General features: G+C 68.8%; 13 protein-coding genes. 10 read left to right on the top strand and 3 right to left on the bottom strand.

Annotated elements, in window-relative coordinates; all coding sequences use genetic code 11:
• Positions 1 to 4: 4 nt before the first annotated feature.
• From AB7P10_RS08920 to AB7P10_RS08910, 3 genes are all read left to right on the top strand, one after another.
• Entirely contained in the window at positions 5 to 1,465 is a 1,461-nt protein-coding gene (locus tag AB7P10_RS08920; RefSeq protein ID WP_428293494.1) for a DUF1501 domain-containing protein, read from the top strand.
• A gap of 74 nt (positions 1,466 to 1,539) precedes the next feature.
• Positions 1,540 to 2,259, top strand: a complete 720-nt coding sequence (locus AB7P10_RS08915) for a glutathione S-transferase family protein (protein WP_428293493.1) — start codon at positions 1,540 to 1,542, stop codon at positions 2,257 to 2,259.
• Positions 2,256 to 2,873, top strand: coding sequence for a glutathione S-transferase family protein (locus AB7P10_RS08910; RefSeq protein WP_428293492.1), 618 nt, complete (start codon positions 2,256 to 2,258; stop codon positions 2,871 to 2,873). Before AB7P10_RS08915 ends, AB7P10_RS08910 begins: the two co-directional genes overlap by 4 nt.
• A gap of 183 nt (positions 2,874 to 3,056) precedes the next feature.
• On the opposite strand, the gene AB7P10_RS08905 is transcribed toward AB7P10_RS08910, so the two are convergent.
• A complete protein-coding gene (locus AB7P10_RS08905; RefSeq protein ID WP_428293491.1) occupies positions 3,057 to 4,622 on the bottom strand; it encodes a CHAD domain-containing protein in 1,566 nt (521 codons plus the stop codon).
• Between the two features lie 185 nt (positions 4,623 to 4,807).
• Here AB7P10_RS08905 and AB7P10_RS08900 point away from each other — a divergent pair, with 185 nt between their 5' ends.
• From AB7P10_RS08900 to AB7P10_RS08890, 3 genes are read left to right on the top strand one after another with little or no spacing between them, the layout of a single operon-like run.
• On the top strand, positions 4,808 to 5,989 hold the full coding sequence (locus tag AB7P10_RS08900; protein WP_428293490.1) for a DUF4382 domain-containing protein: 1,182 nt from the start codon (positions 4,808 to 4,810) through the stop codon (positions 5,987 to 5,989).
• Between the two features lie 21 nt (positions 5,990 to 6,010).
• Positions 6,011 to 6,517: a hypothetical protein gene (locus AB7P10_RS08895; RefSeq protein WP_428293489.1), complete on the top strand. Its 507-nt coding sequence runs from the start codon at positions 6,011 to 6,013 to the stop codon at positions 6,515 to 6,517.
• A gap of 41 nt (positions 6,518 to 6,558) precedes the next feature.
• A complete protein-coding gene (locus AB7P10_RS08890) occupies positions 6,559 to 7,377 on the top strand; it encodes a MipA/OmpV family protein (RefSeq protein WP_428293488.1) in 819 nt (272 codons plus the stop codon).
• A 3-nt stretch (positions 7,378 to 7,380) separates the two neighbouring features.
• On the opposite strand, the gene uvrA is transcribed toward AB7P10_RS08890, so the two are convergent.
• On the bottom strand, positions 7,381 to 10,548 hold the full coding sequence (gene uvrA / locus AB7P10_RS08885; RefSeq protein WP_428293487.1) for an excinuclease ABC subunit UvrA: 3,168 nt from the start codon (positions 10,546 to 10,548) through the stop codon (positions 7,381 to 7,383).
• 160 nt (positions 10,549 to 10,708) lie between these two features.
• On the opposite strand from uvrA, the gene AB7P10_RS08880 reads away from it, so the two are divergent.
• Positions 10,709 to 11,881, top strand: coding sequence for an MFS transporter (locus tag AB7P10_RS08880; protein ID WP_428293486.1), 1,173 nt, complete (start codon positions 10,709 to 10,711; stop codon positions 11,879 to 11,881).
• A gap of 20 nt (positions 11,882 to 11,901) precedes the next feature.
• On the opposite strand, the gene AB7P10_RS08875 is transcribed toward AB7P10_RS08880, so the two are convergent.
• Positions 11,902 to 13,392 (bottom strand): chloride channel protein, encoded by a 1,491-nt coding sequence (locus AB7P10_RS08875; RefSeq protein ID WP_428293485.1) that lies wholly within the window; start codon positions 13,390 to 13,392, stop codon positions 11,902 to 11,904.
• A 122-nt stretch (positions 13,393 to 13,514) separates the two neighbouring features.
• Between AB7P10_RS08875 and ssb the strand changes: the two genes are divergently transcribed.
• The 3 genes from ssb to AB7P10_RS08860 all read left to right on the top strand — a co-directional run bounded on the left by ssb (position 13,515) and on the right by AB7P10_RS08860 (position 15,354).
• On the top strand, positions 13,515 to 14,009 hold the full coding sequence (gene ssb / locus AB7P10_RS08870; RefSeq protein WP_428293484.1) for a single-stranded DNA-binding protein: 495 nt from the start codon (positions 13,515 to 13,517) through the stop codon (positions 14,007 to 14,009).
• Positions 14,010 to 14,119: 110 nt separating this feature from the next.
• Positions 14,120 to 14,779: a response regulator gene (locus tag AB7P10_RS08865; protein ID WP_428293483.1), complete on the top strand. Its 660-nt coding sequence runs from the start codon at positions 14,120 to 14,122 to the stop codon at positions 14,777 to 14,779.
• A 167-nt stretch (positions 14,780 to 14,946) separates the two neighbouring features.
• Positions 14,947 to 15,354 (top strand): hypothetical protein, encoded by a 408-nt coding sequence (locus tag AB7P10_RS08860; RefSeq protein WP_428293482.1) that lies wholly within the window; start codon positions 14,947 to 14,949, stop codon positions 15,352 to 15,354.
• Positions 15,355 to 15,377: the final 23 nt, after the last annotated feature.

The following is a 15,377-nucleotide window of genomic DNA, read 5'->3' as shown; positions in this document are numbered from 1 at the left end:
CACCATGCACTTCCTCCAGCCCGACAAGCACACGCGCCGCGCCTTCCTGCGCCGCGCCGGACAGCTCGCCTTCACCGGCGCGGCCCTGCCCACCGCCCTCAACCTGACGGCCATGGCGGACGCCGCAGCGTTCAATGCCACCGACTACAAGGCGCTGGTCTGCGTCTTCCTGTTCGGCGGCAACGACTACGCCAACACCGTCATCAACTACGACAACGCCAGCTACGACCAGTACAGCGCGATCCGCGGCGGCGGCGCCAACCGCACGGCCGGTGGCATTGCCATCGGCCAGGCCGACATGGCGCCCACACTGCTCAACCCGACAGTGGCACTGCCGGGCGGTCGCCAGTACGCCCTGCATCCGTCCATGACCGGTCTGGCCGGCCTCTTCAACAGTGGCGCGGCGGCGGTGCAGCTCAACGTGGGGCCGCTGGTGGTGCCGCTCACGCGCCAGCAGTACCGAAGCAGCAACCGCGTGCTCTATCCCCTGCCACCCAAACTGTTCTCGCACAACGACCAGCAGTCGGTCTGGCAAACCTCGCAAGCCGAGGGCGCCACCACCGGCTGGGGCGGTCAGATCGGCGACCTCGCACTCGCCCACAACACCAGCAGCGTGCTCTCCTGCATCTCGGTGTCCGGCAACACCGTCTTCCTCTCGGGGGACCAGGCGCTGTCCTACCAGGTCAGCACCAACGGCGCGGTCAAGATCAACAGCCTGAGCAACAACGTCTACAGCTCGGCGGCCGTGCGCGCGGCCATGCTGCAACTGGCGCTGCAGAACCGCGGCCATGTGCTGGAGAACGAATACAACCTGGTTACGGCCCGCGCAGTCGGCGCCGAGAGCGCGGTCACCGGCGCCCTGAACGCCTTCCCCGCGACCAACGCGCCCTTCAACGCCTTCCCGACCGGCAACAACCTGGCCGACCAGCTCAAGCTGGTGGCGCGCCTGATCGCCGCGCGCGACAACCTCGGCAGCCGCCGCCAGGTGTTCTTCGTCTCCATGGGTGGCTTCGATCTGCACGACAACCTGGTCAACGGCCAGGCCAGCCTGATGGGACGCCTGAGCGCGGCGCTCACGGCTTTCCATGCCGCCACTGTGCAACTGGGCGTGGCCGACAAGGTGACGGCTTTCACCGCCTCCGACTTCGGCCGCACGCTCACCAGCAACGGAGATGGCTCCGACCACGGCTGGGGCAGCCACCACTTCGTCGTCGGTGGCGCGGTGCGGGGCAGGGCCTTCTACGGCAGCGCCCCGCCCGTGAGCGTGGGCGACTCCACCACCGATGCCAACGACCAGTGGCACGTGGGCCAGGGTCGCCTGCTGCCCAGCACCTCGGTCGACCAGTACGCCGGCACGCTGGCCACCTGGTTCGGCGTACAGGGCGCCGAGATGAACGGCATCCTGCCCAACCTGGTGAATTTCAACAGCGCCGAGTACCCGAGCAATCTCGGCTTCATGCTCTGAGCCCGTAGCCTGCGCGACAGGCCCTGCCCCGCAGCGCGCACTAGGATGCGCGCTGGTTGTCCCGGGGGTTCTGCATGATTGATCTGTACACGGCCGCCACGCCCAACGGACACAAGGTGTCCATTGCACTGGAAGAACTGGGTCTGCCCTACACGCTCAAGGTGCTCGACCTGGGCGCTGGCGAGCAGCGCAGCCCGGCATACCTCGCCATCAACCCCAATGGCCGCATCCCCGCCATCGTGGACCACGGGGCCGGCGGCTTTGCGGTGTTCGAGTCGGGCGCCTGCCTGATCTACCTGGCGGAGAAGACGGGCCGCCTCATGCCGTCGGACCCCCAGGGCCGCTCGCGCGTGCTGCAGTGGCTGATGTTCCAGATGGGAGGCATCGGCCCCATGATGGGTCAGGCCAACGTGTTCTTCCGCTACTTCCCCGAGAAGATCCCGGCCGCCATCGATCGTTACCAGGGCGAGTGCAAGCGCCTGTTCCGGGTGCTCGACGGACACCTTCAGCAGCACGAGTACCTGGCCGGCGACTATTCCATTGCCGACATCGCCAACTGGGCCTGGGTGCGCACGCACCGCTGGTCCGGCGTGAAGATCGACGACCTGCCCCACCTCAAGCGCTGGCGCGACGCGATCCGCGCGCGGCCCGCGGTGCAGCGCGGCATTGAACAACCGCCATCGAAAGTGGACCTGACGCGCGACGGCGACGCGGCCGCGCAGCGCTTTGCCGAGGAGGCGCGCCGCATGGTCGAAACCGGGCAGAGCCTGAATTCCGGCACGGGGGCCGCATGAAGCTCTACGTCTCACCCCGCGCCCCCAGCCCGCGCCGGGTGCTGATGTTCCTGGTGGAGAAACAGATCAATGGCCTGGAGCTGGTCAACGTCGACCTCAATGCCCAGGAGCACAAGACCGTCGAATACCGTGCCAAGAGCCCGCTGGCGCGTGTGCCCGCGCTGGAACTGGACGACGGGCGCGTGCTGACCGAGACGCGCGCGATCTGCACCTGGATCGAGGGCCGTTACCCCGAGCCCAACCTGATGGGGCACAGCGCCGAGGAGCGCGCCTTCATCGAAATGGCCGACCGCCGCATGGAGTGGTATTTCATGCTGCCGCTGGCCAACGCCATCCGCCACACGCACCCGGGCCTGGCGCCGCTGGAGCAGCCGCAGTTTCCAGACTTCGGGCGTTCGCAGGTGACCAAGGCACGCGAGACCGCGGCCTGGCTCGATGCCGAGCTGCAACGCCAACCCTGGGTGGCGGGCGATCGCTTCACCATCGCCGACATCACCGCCTTCTGCACCGTGGAGTTCGCGCGCCTGGCGCACTTCAAGCCGGCCGACGAGGGTCTGCAGGCGCTGCAGGCCTGGCGCGACAAGGTGGCCGCGCGGCCGAGCGCGCGCGTCTAGCGCCGCACGAACGATGCCCGATCCGGCGCCGGGCCGCCCCAAGCCGGATCAGCCCCCTCGGGGGGCTGAGGACCGCGGCTCCGGTCCTGCCTGCGCAGGGCTGGACGGGACGAAGGGGCATCGACTCCGGCGATGCCGCGGCCTGCAAGGTGCGACCCGCGCAGCGGCGGAGCGTGGGGGCTCCTACCCCCAGGGCACGGGCGTTTCCTCCAGCGCCCGCTCCAGCGCGGGCAAGGCCTGCAGGCCCTGCGCCAGCTGTGCCTGCAACTCCAGCTGCCAGCGGCGCAGCAAGGGGTTGACGAGCGCGGGCGGCGCGGATGCCAGCAAGGCTTGCGCGGTGTTCAGGTCGTTGAGCTGACCCAGCAGTTCCTGCGCATCGGCCAGCATGGCGGTGCTGCGCTCGACCTTCTTCGGCGGTAGCAGGCTGGCCAGGAATTCCTGCGCGTAGCGCTGCTTCTTCAACGCGATGCGCAGCGCGTGCCGGCCTTCCGGGCCGAGGCGGCGCGCCCGCCGCGCTTCCAGGCGCAGGGCGGCGTGGCGTGCGCGCAAGCTGCCACGCGCCCAGTCGCCCAGTGGCTGGGCACCGCTGGGGCCGTCGTGATCGGGCGCCTGGAACCGCAGCACGGCGCGGGTAAACGCCAGCAGGCGCAGTGCGTGCGCCGGACTGCCCAGCGCGCGGGCGGCGCGCAGGCCGGCGGCGAGACGCTGCGCATGCACCCAGTCGAGCAAGGGCTGCAGGGCGGCTTGCGGCGCATCGGCGGGTGCCAGGCGGTCCAGGCGTCGGGGCAGCCACTCGGTGGCAAAGACATCCCAGTTGCGCGCGTCGCCCAGCTCGCCGGCCAGGGCTTTCCATTCCTGCGCCCAATGCGCCGCGAACCGGCGGGGCAGGTGGTCCCGGAACAGGCGCAGGCCGGTGCGCAGGCGCCGCAGCGCCACGCGCGCCTGGTGCACGAATTCAGGGTCGGGCCAGGCGCCATCGGCGCCCGGCGGCACCACACCGGCCTCGTTGGCCTGCAGGTGGGCCAGGCAGCTCAGGGCGGCGGCGCGAAACGCCTGCACCGGATGCATGGCGGCATCGAGTTGCACGGGCTGGGCTTTCACCGGCTGCAGGCGCTCGCCGGTGAACAGCGCATAGCCGCGCTCGGCCTTACTGCGCTGGTCCGGCAGCAGCCGCAGACCCTGCGTGGCCTGTCCCTGCGGTCCGAGCGCAAGCGTGTGCGCCAGGTCCAGCAAGTCGTCCACCGGACCGCTCACGAGTTCGAGCTCGACCTCCAGGATGGCCTGGCGGTGCTTGCCTTCGGCGTTGCCCGTGGTGATGAAGCCCTGGTCCAGCGCCACGTCCACGTCCGCCTGCCCATGGCGAAGCCGCCAGCTGCGCCGGACAAAATCGGTGCGAAACACCGGCACCAGTTGCCAGGCCACGCCCATGAGCTGCTGCGCCAGTGCGGCGTCGTCGACCAGCGCGGCGAAATCGAAGCGGCCGGGTAAGCAGGCGCCCTCCCACTCGCCACGGCGCGACAGGCCGCCCACCGAACTGCCCGCGGTCTTGACCGTGAGCAGCGTGCGCCGCCCCACGCGGCGCTCGCGCACGGCCAGACGCTGCGCGCGCAGTGCCAGCGTGGAGGTGTCGAAATAGGTGTTGAAGAGGCGCTCGCGGCGCGGCGGCTGCGCCTTCAGCAGGGGGTGCGCGAGCAGGCGCGGCAGGTCGGCCGTATGCAGCGCGAGCTTGATTTCGGTTTCCTGGGGCACGGCGATCAGTTGATGCGGGCAAAGCGCAGAGTCTGCCAGTGCGCCTGCTGCGGCGCCACCTCGCACAGATGACAAGGCAGCGCCGGATGACATTACAGCTTGTAACGGGACCGTGAGCAGGCCATTCGACAATCGTGGATCCACCGCTGCGGACGTGCAGCAAACTAACGACGCGAACCACGACCATGCACAAGACACACCCCTTCCGCCGCTGGGCAGCGGCCCTCGCACTCACCACGCTCACCGCGCTCGCCGCCTGCGGTGGTGGCGGCAACGGGGGCTCGGGCAGCGGCACGCTGCGCATGGCGCTCACCGACGCACCCGCCTGCGGCTACGACGAGGTGAACGTGACGGTGCGGCAGGTGCGCGTGCACCAGAGCAGCACGGCGACAGACAGCGATGGCGGCTGGTCGACCATCGAGCTGACGCCTGCGCGCCGCCTCGATCTGCTCACGCTCACCAACGGCGTGCTGGAAGAGCTGGGCCAGACCGGCCTGCCCGCCGGCACCTACACGCAGTTGCGGCTGGTGCTGGAGGACAACACGCCGGGCAATCCGCTGGCCAACTCGGTGATCCCCTCCGGCGGCGCCGAGACGGCCCTGAAAACGCCGAGCGGCCCCCAATCGGGCCTGAAGATCAACACCAACCTCACCGTGGCGCCGGATCAGCTGGCCGACTTCGTGCTTGACTTCGATGCCTGTCGTTCGGTGGTGGTCGCCGGCATGTCTGGCCAGTACCTGCTCAAGCCGGTGCTTCGCGTACTGCCACGCACCGAGACCGGTGTGCAAGGCGAGGTCGCAGCCGCACTGGTGGTGCCGGGCACAACGCTGTCGCTGCAACAGGACGGCGTTGCGGTGCGCGCCACCTCGCCGGCGGCGGATGGCTCGTTCAAGCTGCAACCCATCCAGCCCGGCAACTACAGCCTGGTCGTCACGTCGCCCGGCAGGGCGACCCTGGTGGTGAAGAACGTGGAGGTGTTCAACGGCCAGTTGCTGCGCATCAGCCCGCTGGGCGAAAGGCTGGACCCGCCCGCCTCGGGAAGCGCGACCCTGGATGGCGAGGTCAGCACCGCGACCACCCCCGTCGATGCGGAAGTGCGCGTACTGCAAACATTGAACGGCGGCCCGACGATCGAACTCGCGGGCGGTCCGGTGGATGCCGATACGGGTGTTTACGACCACGACGTTGCGGTCGCGCCGCCGCAGATCGCGCTGTATGCCAACGGTGCCAGCCTCAGCTTTGTCGCCGACCCAGTCGCCCCGAATGCCTTCAGCCTGCGGGCCACCTCGGGTGGCGCAATCCGCAACGCCGGTCCGTTTGCGCTGGTTCTGGGCGAAACCCGAACCACTGATTTCGATTTCCCCTGAAATCCCAACGAAAATCCCTCCATGACCTCACGATCGCTGACCGTCCTTCCCTCCCTGCTGCTGGGCCTGAGCCTGGTGGCCCTTCCCGCCCTGGCGGAAAAACCCGACTGGGTCGGCAAGCCCGGCAAGGGAGACAAACACCGGCAGGAGCAGCGGCACGACAGCCGCGAGCACGGGTCATCGTCGTCGCGGGTGTCCGTTGACGTGCAGATCGGCGCGTACTTCGGCGAACCCCAGCGCCGGGCGGCCCACGACTACTACGCGCCGCGTTTCAAGGCCGGCAAATGCCCGCCAGGCCTGGCCAAAAAGGGCAATGGCTGTCAGCCACCCGGCCAGGCGAAGCAGTGGCAAATGGGCCGTCCCCTGCCCCGCGACGTGGTCCATTACCCGGTGCCCAACGGCATCTCGATCCAGCTGGGTCTGCCACCCGCAGGCCACAAGTACGTGCGGGTGGCGGCCGACATCCTGCTGATCGCCATCGGCACCGGCATGGTGGTCGACGCCATCGAAGACCTGGGCCGGCTTTGATGCCGCGCGCGACGCGCCTGCATCGTCTGCCTGCGCGGACCGTGGCAGGGTTGCTCGGTCTGGCCTGCGCATGCGCGGGCGCGGCGGAGCAGACCGCGAGCGCACCAGACCCGGTCGCCCTGGACGCCAGCCGCGACTACCTGCTGGGCGCCTCGCTGGTGTCGTCGGCGCCGCTGCTGGGCAGCGACGTGGAGCAGCGCCTGCGCTTGCGCCCGATCTGGGCTTTCCGGCTGGGTCGCTTCCGCTTCGCCACGTCGGGCGCGAGCGCGCTGCTCAGCCAGGGGCGCAAGCCCGTTGATTCGGGCGTGAGCACCGTGCTGGCTGGCGGCGATGTCTGGTCGCTGAGCACCTCGCTGTCGATCGACGAAGGGCGCTCGTGGGACGACGACGCCCGCTTTCGCGGCCTGCCCGACATCCGCGCCACGGTGCACGGGCGCCTGGCGGCCACCGCGGCCTTGAGCAGCCGCTGGACCTATTCCGTGCGCGCCTCGCAGGACCTGCTGGGACGCCAGGGTGGCCTGCGCCTGGACCACGGGCTGGGCTACCGCTATCCGGTGTCGTCACAGACGCACTGGGACCTGTCGCTGGGCGCGGGCTGGGCCAACGGCACCCACCATCGGACCCACTACGGCATTGCGGCCGCGGACGCGCTGGCCACCGGCCTGCCCGCCTACGCGATCGGCTCGGGCTGGGACAGCGTCTCGCTGGGCTGGCGCATCACCTCGGCGCTGAGCCGGCACTGGGTCGCGTTCGGCGGCGTGAGTGCCACACAGCTGCGGGGCGCGGCGGCGCGCAGCCCGCTGGTGGGTCGCAAGACCGCGTACGGCGCCACGGTGGGTCTGGCCTACCGCAACCACTGAGCCCTAAACGGCGAGCAGCCGCCGCAGGTAGCGCCCGGTGTGGCTGTCGGGGTGCGCCGCGACCGTTTCGGGCGTGCCCTGCGCCACCACCGTGCCACCGCCTGCGCCGCCCTCGGGGCCCATGTCGATGACCCAGTCGGCGGTCTTGATCACGTCGAGGTTGTGCTCGATGACGACGATGGTGTTGCCCGCGTCGCGCAACTGGTGCAGCACCTTGAGCAGCAGCTCGATGTCGGCGAAATGCAAGCCGGTGGTGGGTTCGTCCAGGATGTAGAGCGTGCGCCCGGTGTCGCGCTTGGAGAGTTCCAGCGCGAGCTTGACGCGCTGCGCCTCGCCACCCGAGAGCGTGGTCGCGCTCTGGCCGAGCTGGATGTAGGTCAGGCCGACGTCCATGAGCGTCTGCAGCTTGCGGTGCAGGGTGGGCACGGTGCCGAAGAAGTCGTGCGCCTGCTCCACCGTCATGTCCAGGATCTGCGCGATGTTGCGGCCCTTGTACTGCACGTCCAGCGTCTCGCGGTTGTAGCGCTGGCCGTGGCAGACCTCGCAGGGCACATAGACGTCGGGCAGGAAGTGCATCTCCACCTTGACCACGCCATCGCCCTGGCAGGCCTCGCAGCGCCCACCGGCCACGTTGAAGCTGAAGCGCCCCGGGCCGTAGCCGCGCTCGCGCGCGGTGGGCATCTCGGCCATGAGTTCGCGGATGCCGGTGAACAGCCCGGTGTAGGTGGCCGGGTTGCTGCGCGGCGTGCGGCCGATGGGTGACTGGTCGACGTTGATGACCTTGTCGAAATGTTCGATGCCCTCGATGGCCTCGTGCGCGGCGGGCTCGTCGTGGGAACGGTACAGCGTGCGCGCCACGGCCGCGTACAGCGTGTCGTTGACCAGCGTGGACTTGCCCGAGCCGGAGACACCGGTGACGCAGGTGAGCAGGCCGACGGGGAAGGCCGCGCTCACGCCCTTGAGGTTGTGGCCGCTGGCATTGAGCACACGGATCTCCTGCAGTTCGCCCAGCGTGGCCTGGTGCGCAGCCTCGCGCGCAGCGCGGCGTTCGGCCGCCGGGCTGGGGGCAAAGCGCGGCTTGCCGGGCGCGGGTTTGCCGGCCTGCGGGGCCTTGAGCACAGGCAGCCACGCGGTGCGGCGCGCAGGCACCGGGATGCGGCGCGTGCCCGCCAGGTACTGGCCTGTGAGCGAGTCGGGCGTGGCCATGACCTGTTCGCAGGTGCCCTGGGCCATCACGCGCCCGCCATGCACGCCCGCGCCCGGTCCCATGTCGATCACATGGTCGGCGGTGCGGATCATGTCCTCGTCGTGCTCCACCACCAGCACCGTGTTGCCGAGGTCGCGCAGGTGCTGCAGTGTGGCAATGAGTCGGTCGTTGTCGCGCTGGTGCAGGCCGATGCTGGGCTCGTCGAGCACGTACATCACACCGGTGAGGCCGCTGCCGATCTGGCTGGCCAGGCGGATGCGCTGGGCCTCGCCGCCGGAGAGCGTGTCGGCGCTGCGGTCCAGGCTGAGGTAGTTCAGGCCGACATCGTTGAGGAATTTCAGGCGCTGGCGGATCTCGTTGATGACGCGCGCGGCGATGTCGCCCTTGGCCCCGTGCAGTTCCAGTCGCTGGAAATACGCCAGCGCCTCACCCAGGGTGACGTGGCTGATGGCGTAGATCGGCTGCTTCTGTTCGCCCTCGCCCACGAGCACATGGCGCGCCTCGCGGCGCAGCCGCGAACCCCCGCATTCGGGGCAGGGCTGCACCGCGCGGTAGCGCGCCAGTTCCTCGCGCACGGCGGCGCTGTCGGTCTCGCGGTAGCGGCGCTCGAAGTTCCGCACGATGCCCTCGAAGGGGTGCTTCTTGCTGACCTTCCTGCCCGCGCGCTCGCCCGATTCAAGCGCGTAGCTGAACTTGATCTCTTCCTCGCCCGATCCGTACAGCAGCACCTGCCGCACCGCCTCGGGCAGTGACTCCCAGGGCGCATCGGCATCGAACCGGTAATGCGCCGCCAGGCTCTCGATCATGGCGAAGTAGTAGCCATTGCGCCGGTCCCAGCCCTTGATGGCGCCGCTGGCCAGGCTGAGCGAGGGAAAGGCGACCACGCGCGACGGGTCGAAGAACTCGGTGTGGCCCAGTCCGTCGCAGGTCGGGCAGGCGCCCATGGGTGAATTGAAGGAGAACAGGCGCGGCTCGAGTTCACCGACGGTGTAGTGGCACAGCGGACAGGCAAAGCGTGCCGAGAAACCGTGCTCGGTCGCGACGGCGTCGGATGACGCCTCGGCTGCATCCATCTCCAGGGCGACGGCGCGTCCGTCCGCCAGGCGCAGCGCGGCCTCGAAGCTCTCGGCCAGCCGCTGGCGAAGGGGGTTGACCCCCTCGTCCGCCGCGCCGCCGTCGGCTCGCACCTTGACGCGGTCGATCACCACGTCGATGTTGTGCTTTTCGGTTTTTTTCAGCGCCGGCAGCGCCTCGGCCTCCAGCACCACCCCGTCCAAGCGAAATCGCACGTAGCCCTGGGCCTGCATGTCGGCAAAGAGCTCGCTGAACTCGCCTTTTTTCTCGCGCGCCACCGGCGCGAGAATCATCAGCCGCGTGCCCTCGGGCAGCGCCAGCACCGTGTCCACCATCTGGGCCACGCTCTGCGCGGCCAGCGGCAGGCCGTGGTCCGGGCAGTGCGGCGTGCCGGCGCGGGCGTAGAGCAGGCGCAGGTAGTCGTGGATCTCGGTCACCGTGCCCACGGTGGAGCGCGGGTTGTGGCTGGTGGCCTTTTGCTCGATGGCGATCGCCGGCGACAGGCCCTCGATCAGGTCCACGTCGGGTTTGTCCATGAGCTGAAGGAACTGGCGCGCGTAGGCCGACAGGCTCTCCACGTAGCGGCGCTGCCCCTCGGCGTACAAGGTGTCGAAGGCCAGGCTGGACTTGCCCGAACCCGACAGCCCGGTGATCACCACCAGCGAGTGCTTGGGGATGTCGAGGTCGATGTTCTTGAGGTTGTGCGTGCGCGCGCCACGCACCGAAAGAAAGGCACTGGCATGCCGCAGCGCGGCGGCCAGGTAGCGCGCCGAGGGCTCCCCTACGGCGGGGGTTTCGCGGGCGGCGTCGCCCGACGATCCCGGCAGTTTCAGGTCCGGGGGCAGGTTCTGGTTCAAGGCAGGGCGGATGGGTTCAGGGCAACCCGACATGATAAGCCGCCGTGCGTTTTCGCGCCCTCCCGCCCGGCGCGCACACGCCTTTCGCGGACAATACGGCGTCTGCCTGCCCCGCCCTCGCGGTCCCTCTGCCTTGTCCTCCCTGAGCTCCACCCCTGCCACCCCGGCAAACCACCTGGCCGACAGCGCCCGCATGACAGCGACCGAGCGCCGCGCCAGTGGGGCGCTGGCGGCGATCTACGCGCTGCGCATGCTGGGCCTGTTCCTGGTGCTGCCAGTGTTCGCTCTGCAGGCCCGGCACTATCCGGGCGGCGACGATCCCGCCCTGGTGGGCCTGGCCATGGGCATCTACGGCCTGACCCAGGCGCTGCTGCAGGTGCCGCTGGGCATGGCGTCCGATCGCCTGGGACGCAAGCCCGTGATCCTGGCGGGCCTGGCGGTGTTCGTGCTGGGCAGTTCGCTGGCGGCCTGGGCGCCCAGCCTGCCCTGGCTCGTGGCCGGCCGCGCCCTGCAGGGTGCGGGGGCCATTTCCGCGGCGGTCACGGCCCTGCTGGCCGACCTCACGCGCGATGAGGTGCGCACCAAGTCCATGGCCCTGGTGGGCATCAGCATCGCACTGATGTTCGCGCTCTCCCTGGTGGCGGCGCCCCTGCTGGTCGCGCACATCGGGCTGGGTGGCCTGTTCGCCCTGACGGCCGCGCTGGCCCTGCTCGGCATGGCCGTGATCATCTGGGTTGTGCCCCCCGAGCCCGCGCGGCACAAAGCCCCGGACCGGGGTGGCCTGCGCCAGGTGCTGGCCCACGCCGACCTGCTGCGCGTGGACCTGGGCGTGTTCGTGCTGCATGCGGTGCAGATCGCCATGTGGATGGCCGTGCCCGCGCTGCTGGTCGAGGCCGGCGTGGCCTCGCCCGAGCACTGGAAGGTCTATCTGCCTGCGGTGCTGGCATCGCTGCTGATCATGGGCGGCCTGCTGTTCCGGCTGGAGCGCATGGGTCACTTCAAGACGGTCTACCTGGGCGCCATCGCACTGATCGGCCTGGTGCAGCTGGGCTTCCTGTTCAGCCTGCAGGCTCCTTCGCTCTGGGGCGTGGCCGTGCTGCTGTGCCTGTATTTCGTGGGCTTCAACACCCAGGAAGCCAGCCAGCCCAGCCTGGCCTCGCGCCTGGCCCAACCGCACCAGCGTGGTGCGGCGCTGGGCGTCTACAACACCTTGATGTCGCTGGGCATCTTCACCGGCGGCAGCCTGGGTGGCCTGGTCGCCCGGGCCTGGGGGAGCGCCGGCATCTTTGCCGTCAGCGCACTGCTCATGCTGCTGTGGCTGGCGCTGGCCTGGCGGATGCAGGCCCCCTCCGCGGCGCGGCACTGACCCGCTCAACTGCCGGCACGTTACCGGGTCACGTCGGAAGACGGGGCGGACGGCGGTGGCTCACCGTCGTCGGGCTTGTCGGGCGGTGTCTCCGTGGTACCGCCGATGACCTGGTCTTGAGGCGCAGCGCCCTCGGGTGAAGTCGTGGGCACCGAATCGGCCGGATCCGCCTTGGGTGGCGCACCGGTCTTGCACACCGCATTGATCATCAGCGCCGACAGGGCCGAATAGAGCGGGCGGCTGATCAGGCGGGCAATCAGGCTGGCCAGCATGGCCGACGCCATCAGGCTGAGCACCATGGAGCGCCCGTTGATCATCTCCATCACGATGATGAAGGAGGTCAACGGTGCCTGGGTGGTCGCTGCCAGGAAGCCCGCCATGCCCAGCGCAATCAGGCTGGGCGCCAGGGCGCTGGTGTTGCTGCCCCCCAGTATCTGGGCCACGTCGTGACCGACGCCGCCGCCGATGGACAGCGAAGGCGCGAAGATGCCACCGGGCACCCCACTCCAGGTGGTCAGCCACGTCGCCACCAGCTTGAGCAGCACATACAGGCGCGACACGTCGCTTTCGCCGGCGAGCATGTTGCGCACCTCCTCGGCACCGGCCCCGAAGGTGGCGCCCCCGCTGACCAGCCCGATGACGGCCACGGCCAGCCCGGCGAGCGCCGCAAAGCGCACCGGAAAGCGCCGTCGGTAGGCGCTGAACCGGTCGGGCAGACCCTCGATGGAAGCGGCCAGCAATCGGCTGAAGAGCCCCCCCAGCACGCCACAGAGGATGACCACCACCAGACCGGGCAGGAACACACCCCAGCTCAGGCGCGGCACTTCGATGGAGCCGAAATAGGTCAGGTTGCCGTAGAAGGAGATGCCGACCAGACCGGCCAGCACGATGGCCGCAATGATCAGGCCGTTGTTGCGCGACTCCATCTTCTTGGACAGTTCCTCGATCGCAAACACCACCCCCGCCAGCGGCGCATTGAAGGCGGCGGCGATGCCGGCAGCGCCTCCGGCCACGAGCAGGGCATGGTCGTTCATGGCCGAGCCAGGGCGCAGCCAACGGCGCGCGTCGTGCATCACCCCGGCGGCCACCTGCACCGATGGCCCTTCGCGCCCGGCCGAAAGGCCCGCCAGCATGGTGGCCGCGCCCAGCATCATCTTCGCCAAGGTCAGCCGCAGCGACACAAGATAACGGCGCGCCTGTTTGTCGACCCGGGGGTCGATCGCCGCCATGACCTGCGGAATGCCCGAGCCGGCCGCGCCCGGAAAGAAGCGCCGGGTGCACCAGACGATGAGCGCGGTCAGGGCGGGCGTCCAGACAAGAACCGCCCAGGGTGCCACCTCGTGCAGGTGCTTGAACCACTCGAACGCGGTCTCGCTGAGGTAGGTGAACGCCACGACGAAGAGACCTGCCACCACCGCATAGCCGAGCACGATGCTGCGGTCCAGCCAGGCGCGGCCATCGGAAAACTCGTCCTGCAGGTTCTGAAAAAAGTCAGGCTCGCGATTTTTCATGTAGCCCCGCATTATTCACCCTGGGCGAGGCCGCCCTCGGGGAACGGGCTTGCGGCACAATCCCCCGGGTCGGCGCAGCGTTCTCGCTGCGCGCCGCTTTCAGGACAATCAAGGAACCCAGCATGGCATCCGTCAACAAAGTCATCCTCGTCGGCAACTGCGGACGCGACCCCGAAATCCGCTACCTGCCCTCGGGCCAGGCCGTGGCCAACGTCACGCTGGCCACCTCGAGCCGGCGCAAGGACAAGAACAGCGGCGAGATGATCGAGGACACCCAGTGGCACCGCATCACCTTCTACGACCGGCTGGCCGAGATCGCCGGCGAATACGTCAAGAAGGGCCGCCCGATCTACGTCGAGGGCCGCATCAAGTACGGCAAATACACGAACAAGGACGGCATCGAGCAAAACACCTGCGACATCATCGCCACCGAGATGCAGTTGCTCGGCGGCCGGGAGGGCATGGGTGGTGGAGACGAAAGCGGTGGTGGCGGCGGCTATTCGCGCCCCGCATCGGCGCCCCGCGCGGCCGCACCCGCGCCCCGGCAGGCCCCGGCAGCGGCACCGGCGCGCCAGTCCAGCGGCTTCGACGACATGGACGACGACATCCCCTTCTGAATACCCCCTGATGCGGCTACGGGCCCGGACGGGACAGCGCGGTTGTCGAAACGCTGCACAATGCCCTCTCCGCCGAGGCATGATCGATCCCCCCGTACGGTATTTCGCCCATGATCAAAGTCGTCGTCGCTGAAGACCACGCCCTGGTTCGGCAGGGCATCGGCATGCTGCTGGATGCCAGCGGTGAGTTCAAGCTTGTGGCGGAAACGGCTCTGGGCAGCGAGGTCGAGTTGCTGGTGCAGTTCCATCGCCCCGACCTGCTGCTGCTGGACCTTGCGCTGGGTGACAGCTCAGGCGTCGAGGTGGCGCGAAAGGTCAAAAGGGTCGCGCCGCAAACGCGCATCCTGGTGGTCACCGGTAACGTCTACCCGGGTTCCGTGGCCAACGCATTCGCTGCCGGCGCAGATGGCTTCGTGCTCAAGCACGAACAGGGCAACGAGTTGCTCGACGCCATTCGTGCGGTCCTCTCGGGGCGTCGCTACGTGAGCCCGCAGGTCGCCAAGGCGATTGGAAGTTCGACGGGCCAGCCCACGCGGGGCGTCGACAACTCGCAAACGCTCACACCCAGGGAACAGCAGATCGTGCGCATGGTTGCCAAGGGCTGCAGCAACCAGGAGATTGCCGATGCCCTGCACATCAGCGTGCTCACGGCGCGCAAGCACCGGCAGAACGTGATGCTCAAACTCGGTCTGCACAACGGCGCGGAGATCGCCGCATACGCCATCAAATCGGGGCTTGCGGAAGCACCTTCCGTGGACGGCAACCTGTAGTTCCGCGTGCCCGCCTGGGTCGCCCCCGTCGCGGGAAAAATCAAAATAGTGCTCATGCATTATTGGGAGCGATACCCCCCACCCGCATACTTTCCCCATGGTGATCGCAACCGTGCCTGACACGGCGAGCAAGGCGATCGAACCCCACAGGACCAACGGGACACATCATGAAGATCAATGCAGTGACGCGAGGAGTTTTCCGGCGCCTGGGCCTGAAGAGCCCGCCGTGCTCACACGATGGCATCGACTCCGAGTTGAGCCCTGTGTCGATCCCGGAGGACTACAAGGCACTCATTACCCAATGCTTCCGCAGGCTGGGTTTGCCGGAGGATGGCATCTGCATCAGCGTGCGCCCGGTTGGCCAGCGCTCCAGCGGTCAGGATGTCTATGCCGCGTTTGTGAAGGTGACCCGCTGGGACGCATCGGTGGCCAGCATGTTCAACGAACTGCCAACGATCGAGAAGATGATTGATCGAGGCATCCGCCGCTCAGACATGTCGCGCTACAGCAGCTTTGCCGGCGTCTGGTTTCGCTCGCCACCCAAGAGCGAGGAACGTCCCGCGGTCGTGCACTGAATCTGGCCCAGGCAGACCTCAGG

Origin of the sequence: Hydrogenophaga sp., from assembly GCF_050182545.1 — a bacterium.
Lineage (GTDB): Bacteria > Pseudomonadota > Gammaproteobacteria > Burkholderiales > Burkholderiaceae_C > Hydrogenophaga.
Note: the sequence above shows the minus strand (reverse complement) of the source record. Positions and strands in the feature narration are given on the sequence as shown.

Coding starts and splice junctions, on each gene's coding strand:
- AB7P10_RS08880 (WP_428293486.1), top strand. CDS start 10,709: ATGACAGCGACCGAGCGCCGCGCCAGTGGGGCGCTGGCGGCGATCTAC.
- AB7P10_RS08920 (WP_428293494.1), top strand. CDS start 5: ATGCACTTCCTCCAGCCCGACAAGCACACGCGCCGCGCCTTCCTGCGC.
- uvrA (WP_428293487.1), bottom strand. CDS start 10,548: ATGTCGGGTTGCCCTGAACCCATCCGCCCTGCCTTGAACCAGAACCTG.
- AB7P10_RS08915 (WP_428293493.1), top strand. CDS start 1,540: ATGATTGATCTGTACACGGCCGCCACGCCCAACGGACACAAGGTGTCC.
- ssb (WP_428293484.1), top strand. CDS start 13,515: ATGGCATCCGTCAACAAAGTCATCCTCGTCGGCAACTGCGGACGCGAC.
- AB7P10_RS08895 (WP_428293489.1), top strand. CDS start 6,011: ATGACCTCACGATCGCTGACCGTCCTTCCCTCCCTGCTGCTGGGCCTG.
- AB7P10_RS08900 (WP_428293490.1), top strand. CDS start 4,808: ATGCACAAGACACACCCCTTCCGCCGCTGGGCAGCGGCCCTCGCACTC.
- AB7P10_RS08865 (WP_428293483.1), top strand. CDS start 14,120: ATGATCAAAGTCGTCGTCGCTGAAGACCACGCCCTGGTTCGGCAGGGC.
- AB7P10_RS08875 (WP_428293485.1), bottom strand. CDS start 13,392: ATGAAAAATCGCGAGCCTGACTTTTTTCAGAACCTGCAGGACGAGTTT.
- AB7P10_RS08910 (WP_428293492.1), top strand. CDS start 2,256: ATGAAGCTCTACGTCTCACCCCGCGCCCCCAGCCCGCGCCGGGTGCTG.
- AB7P10_RS08860 (WP_428293482.1), top strand. CDS start 14,947: ATGAAGATCAATGCAGTGACGCGAGGAGTTTTCCGGCGCCTGGGCCTG.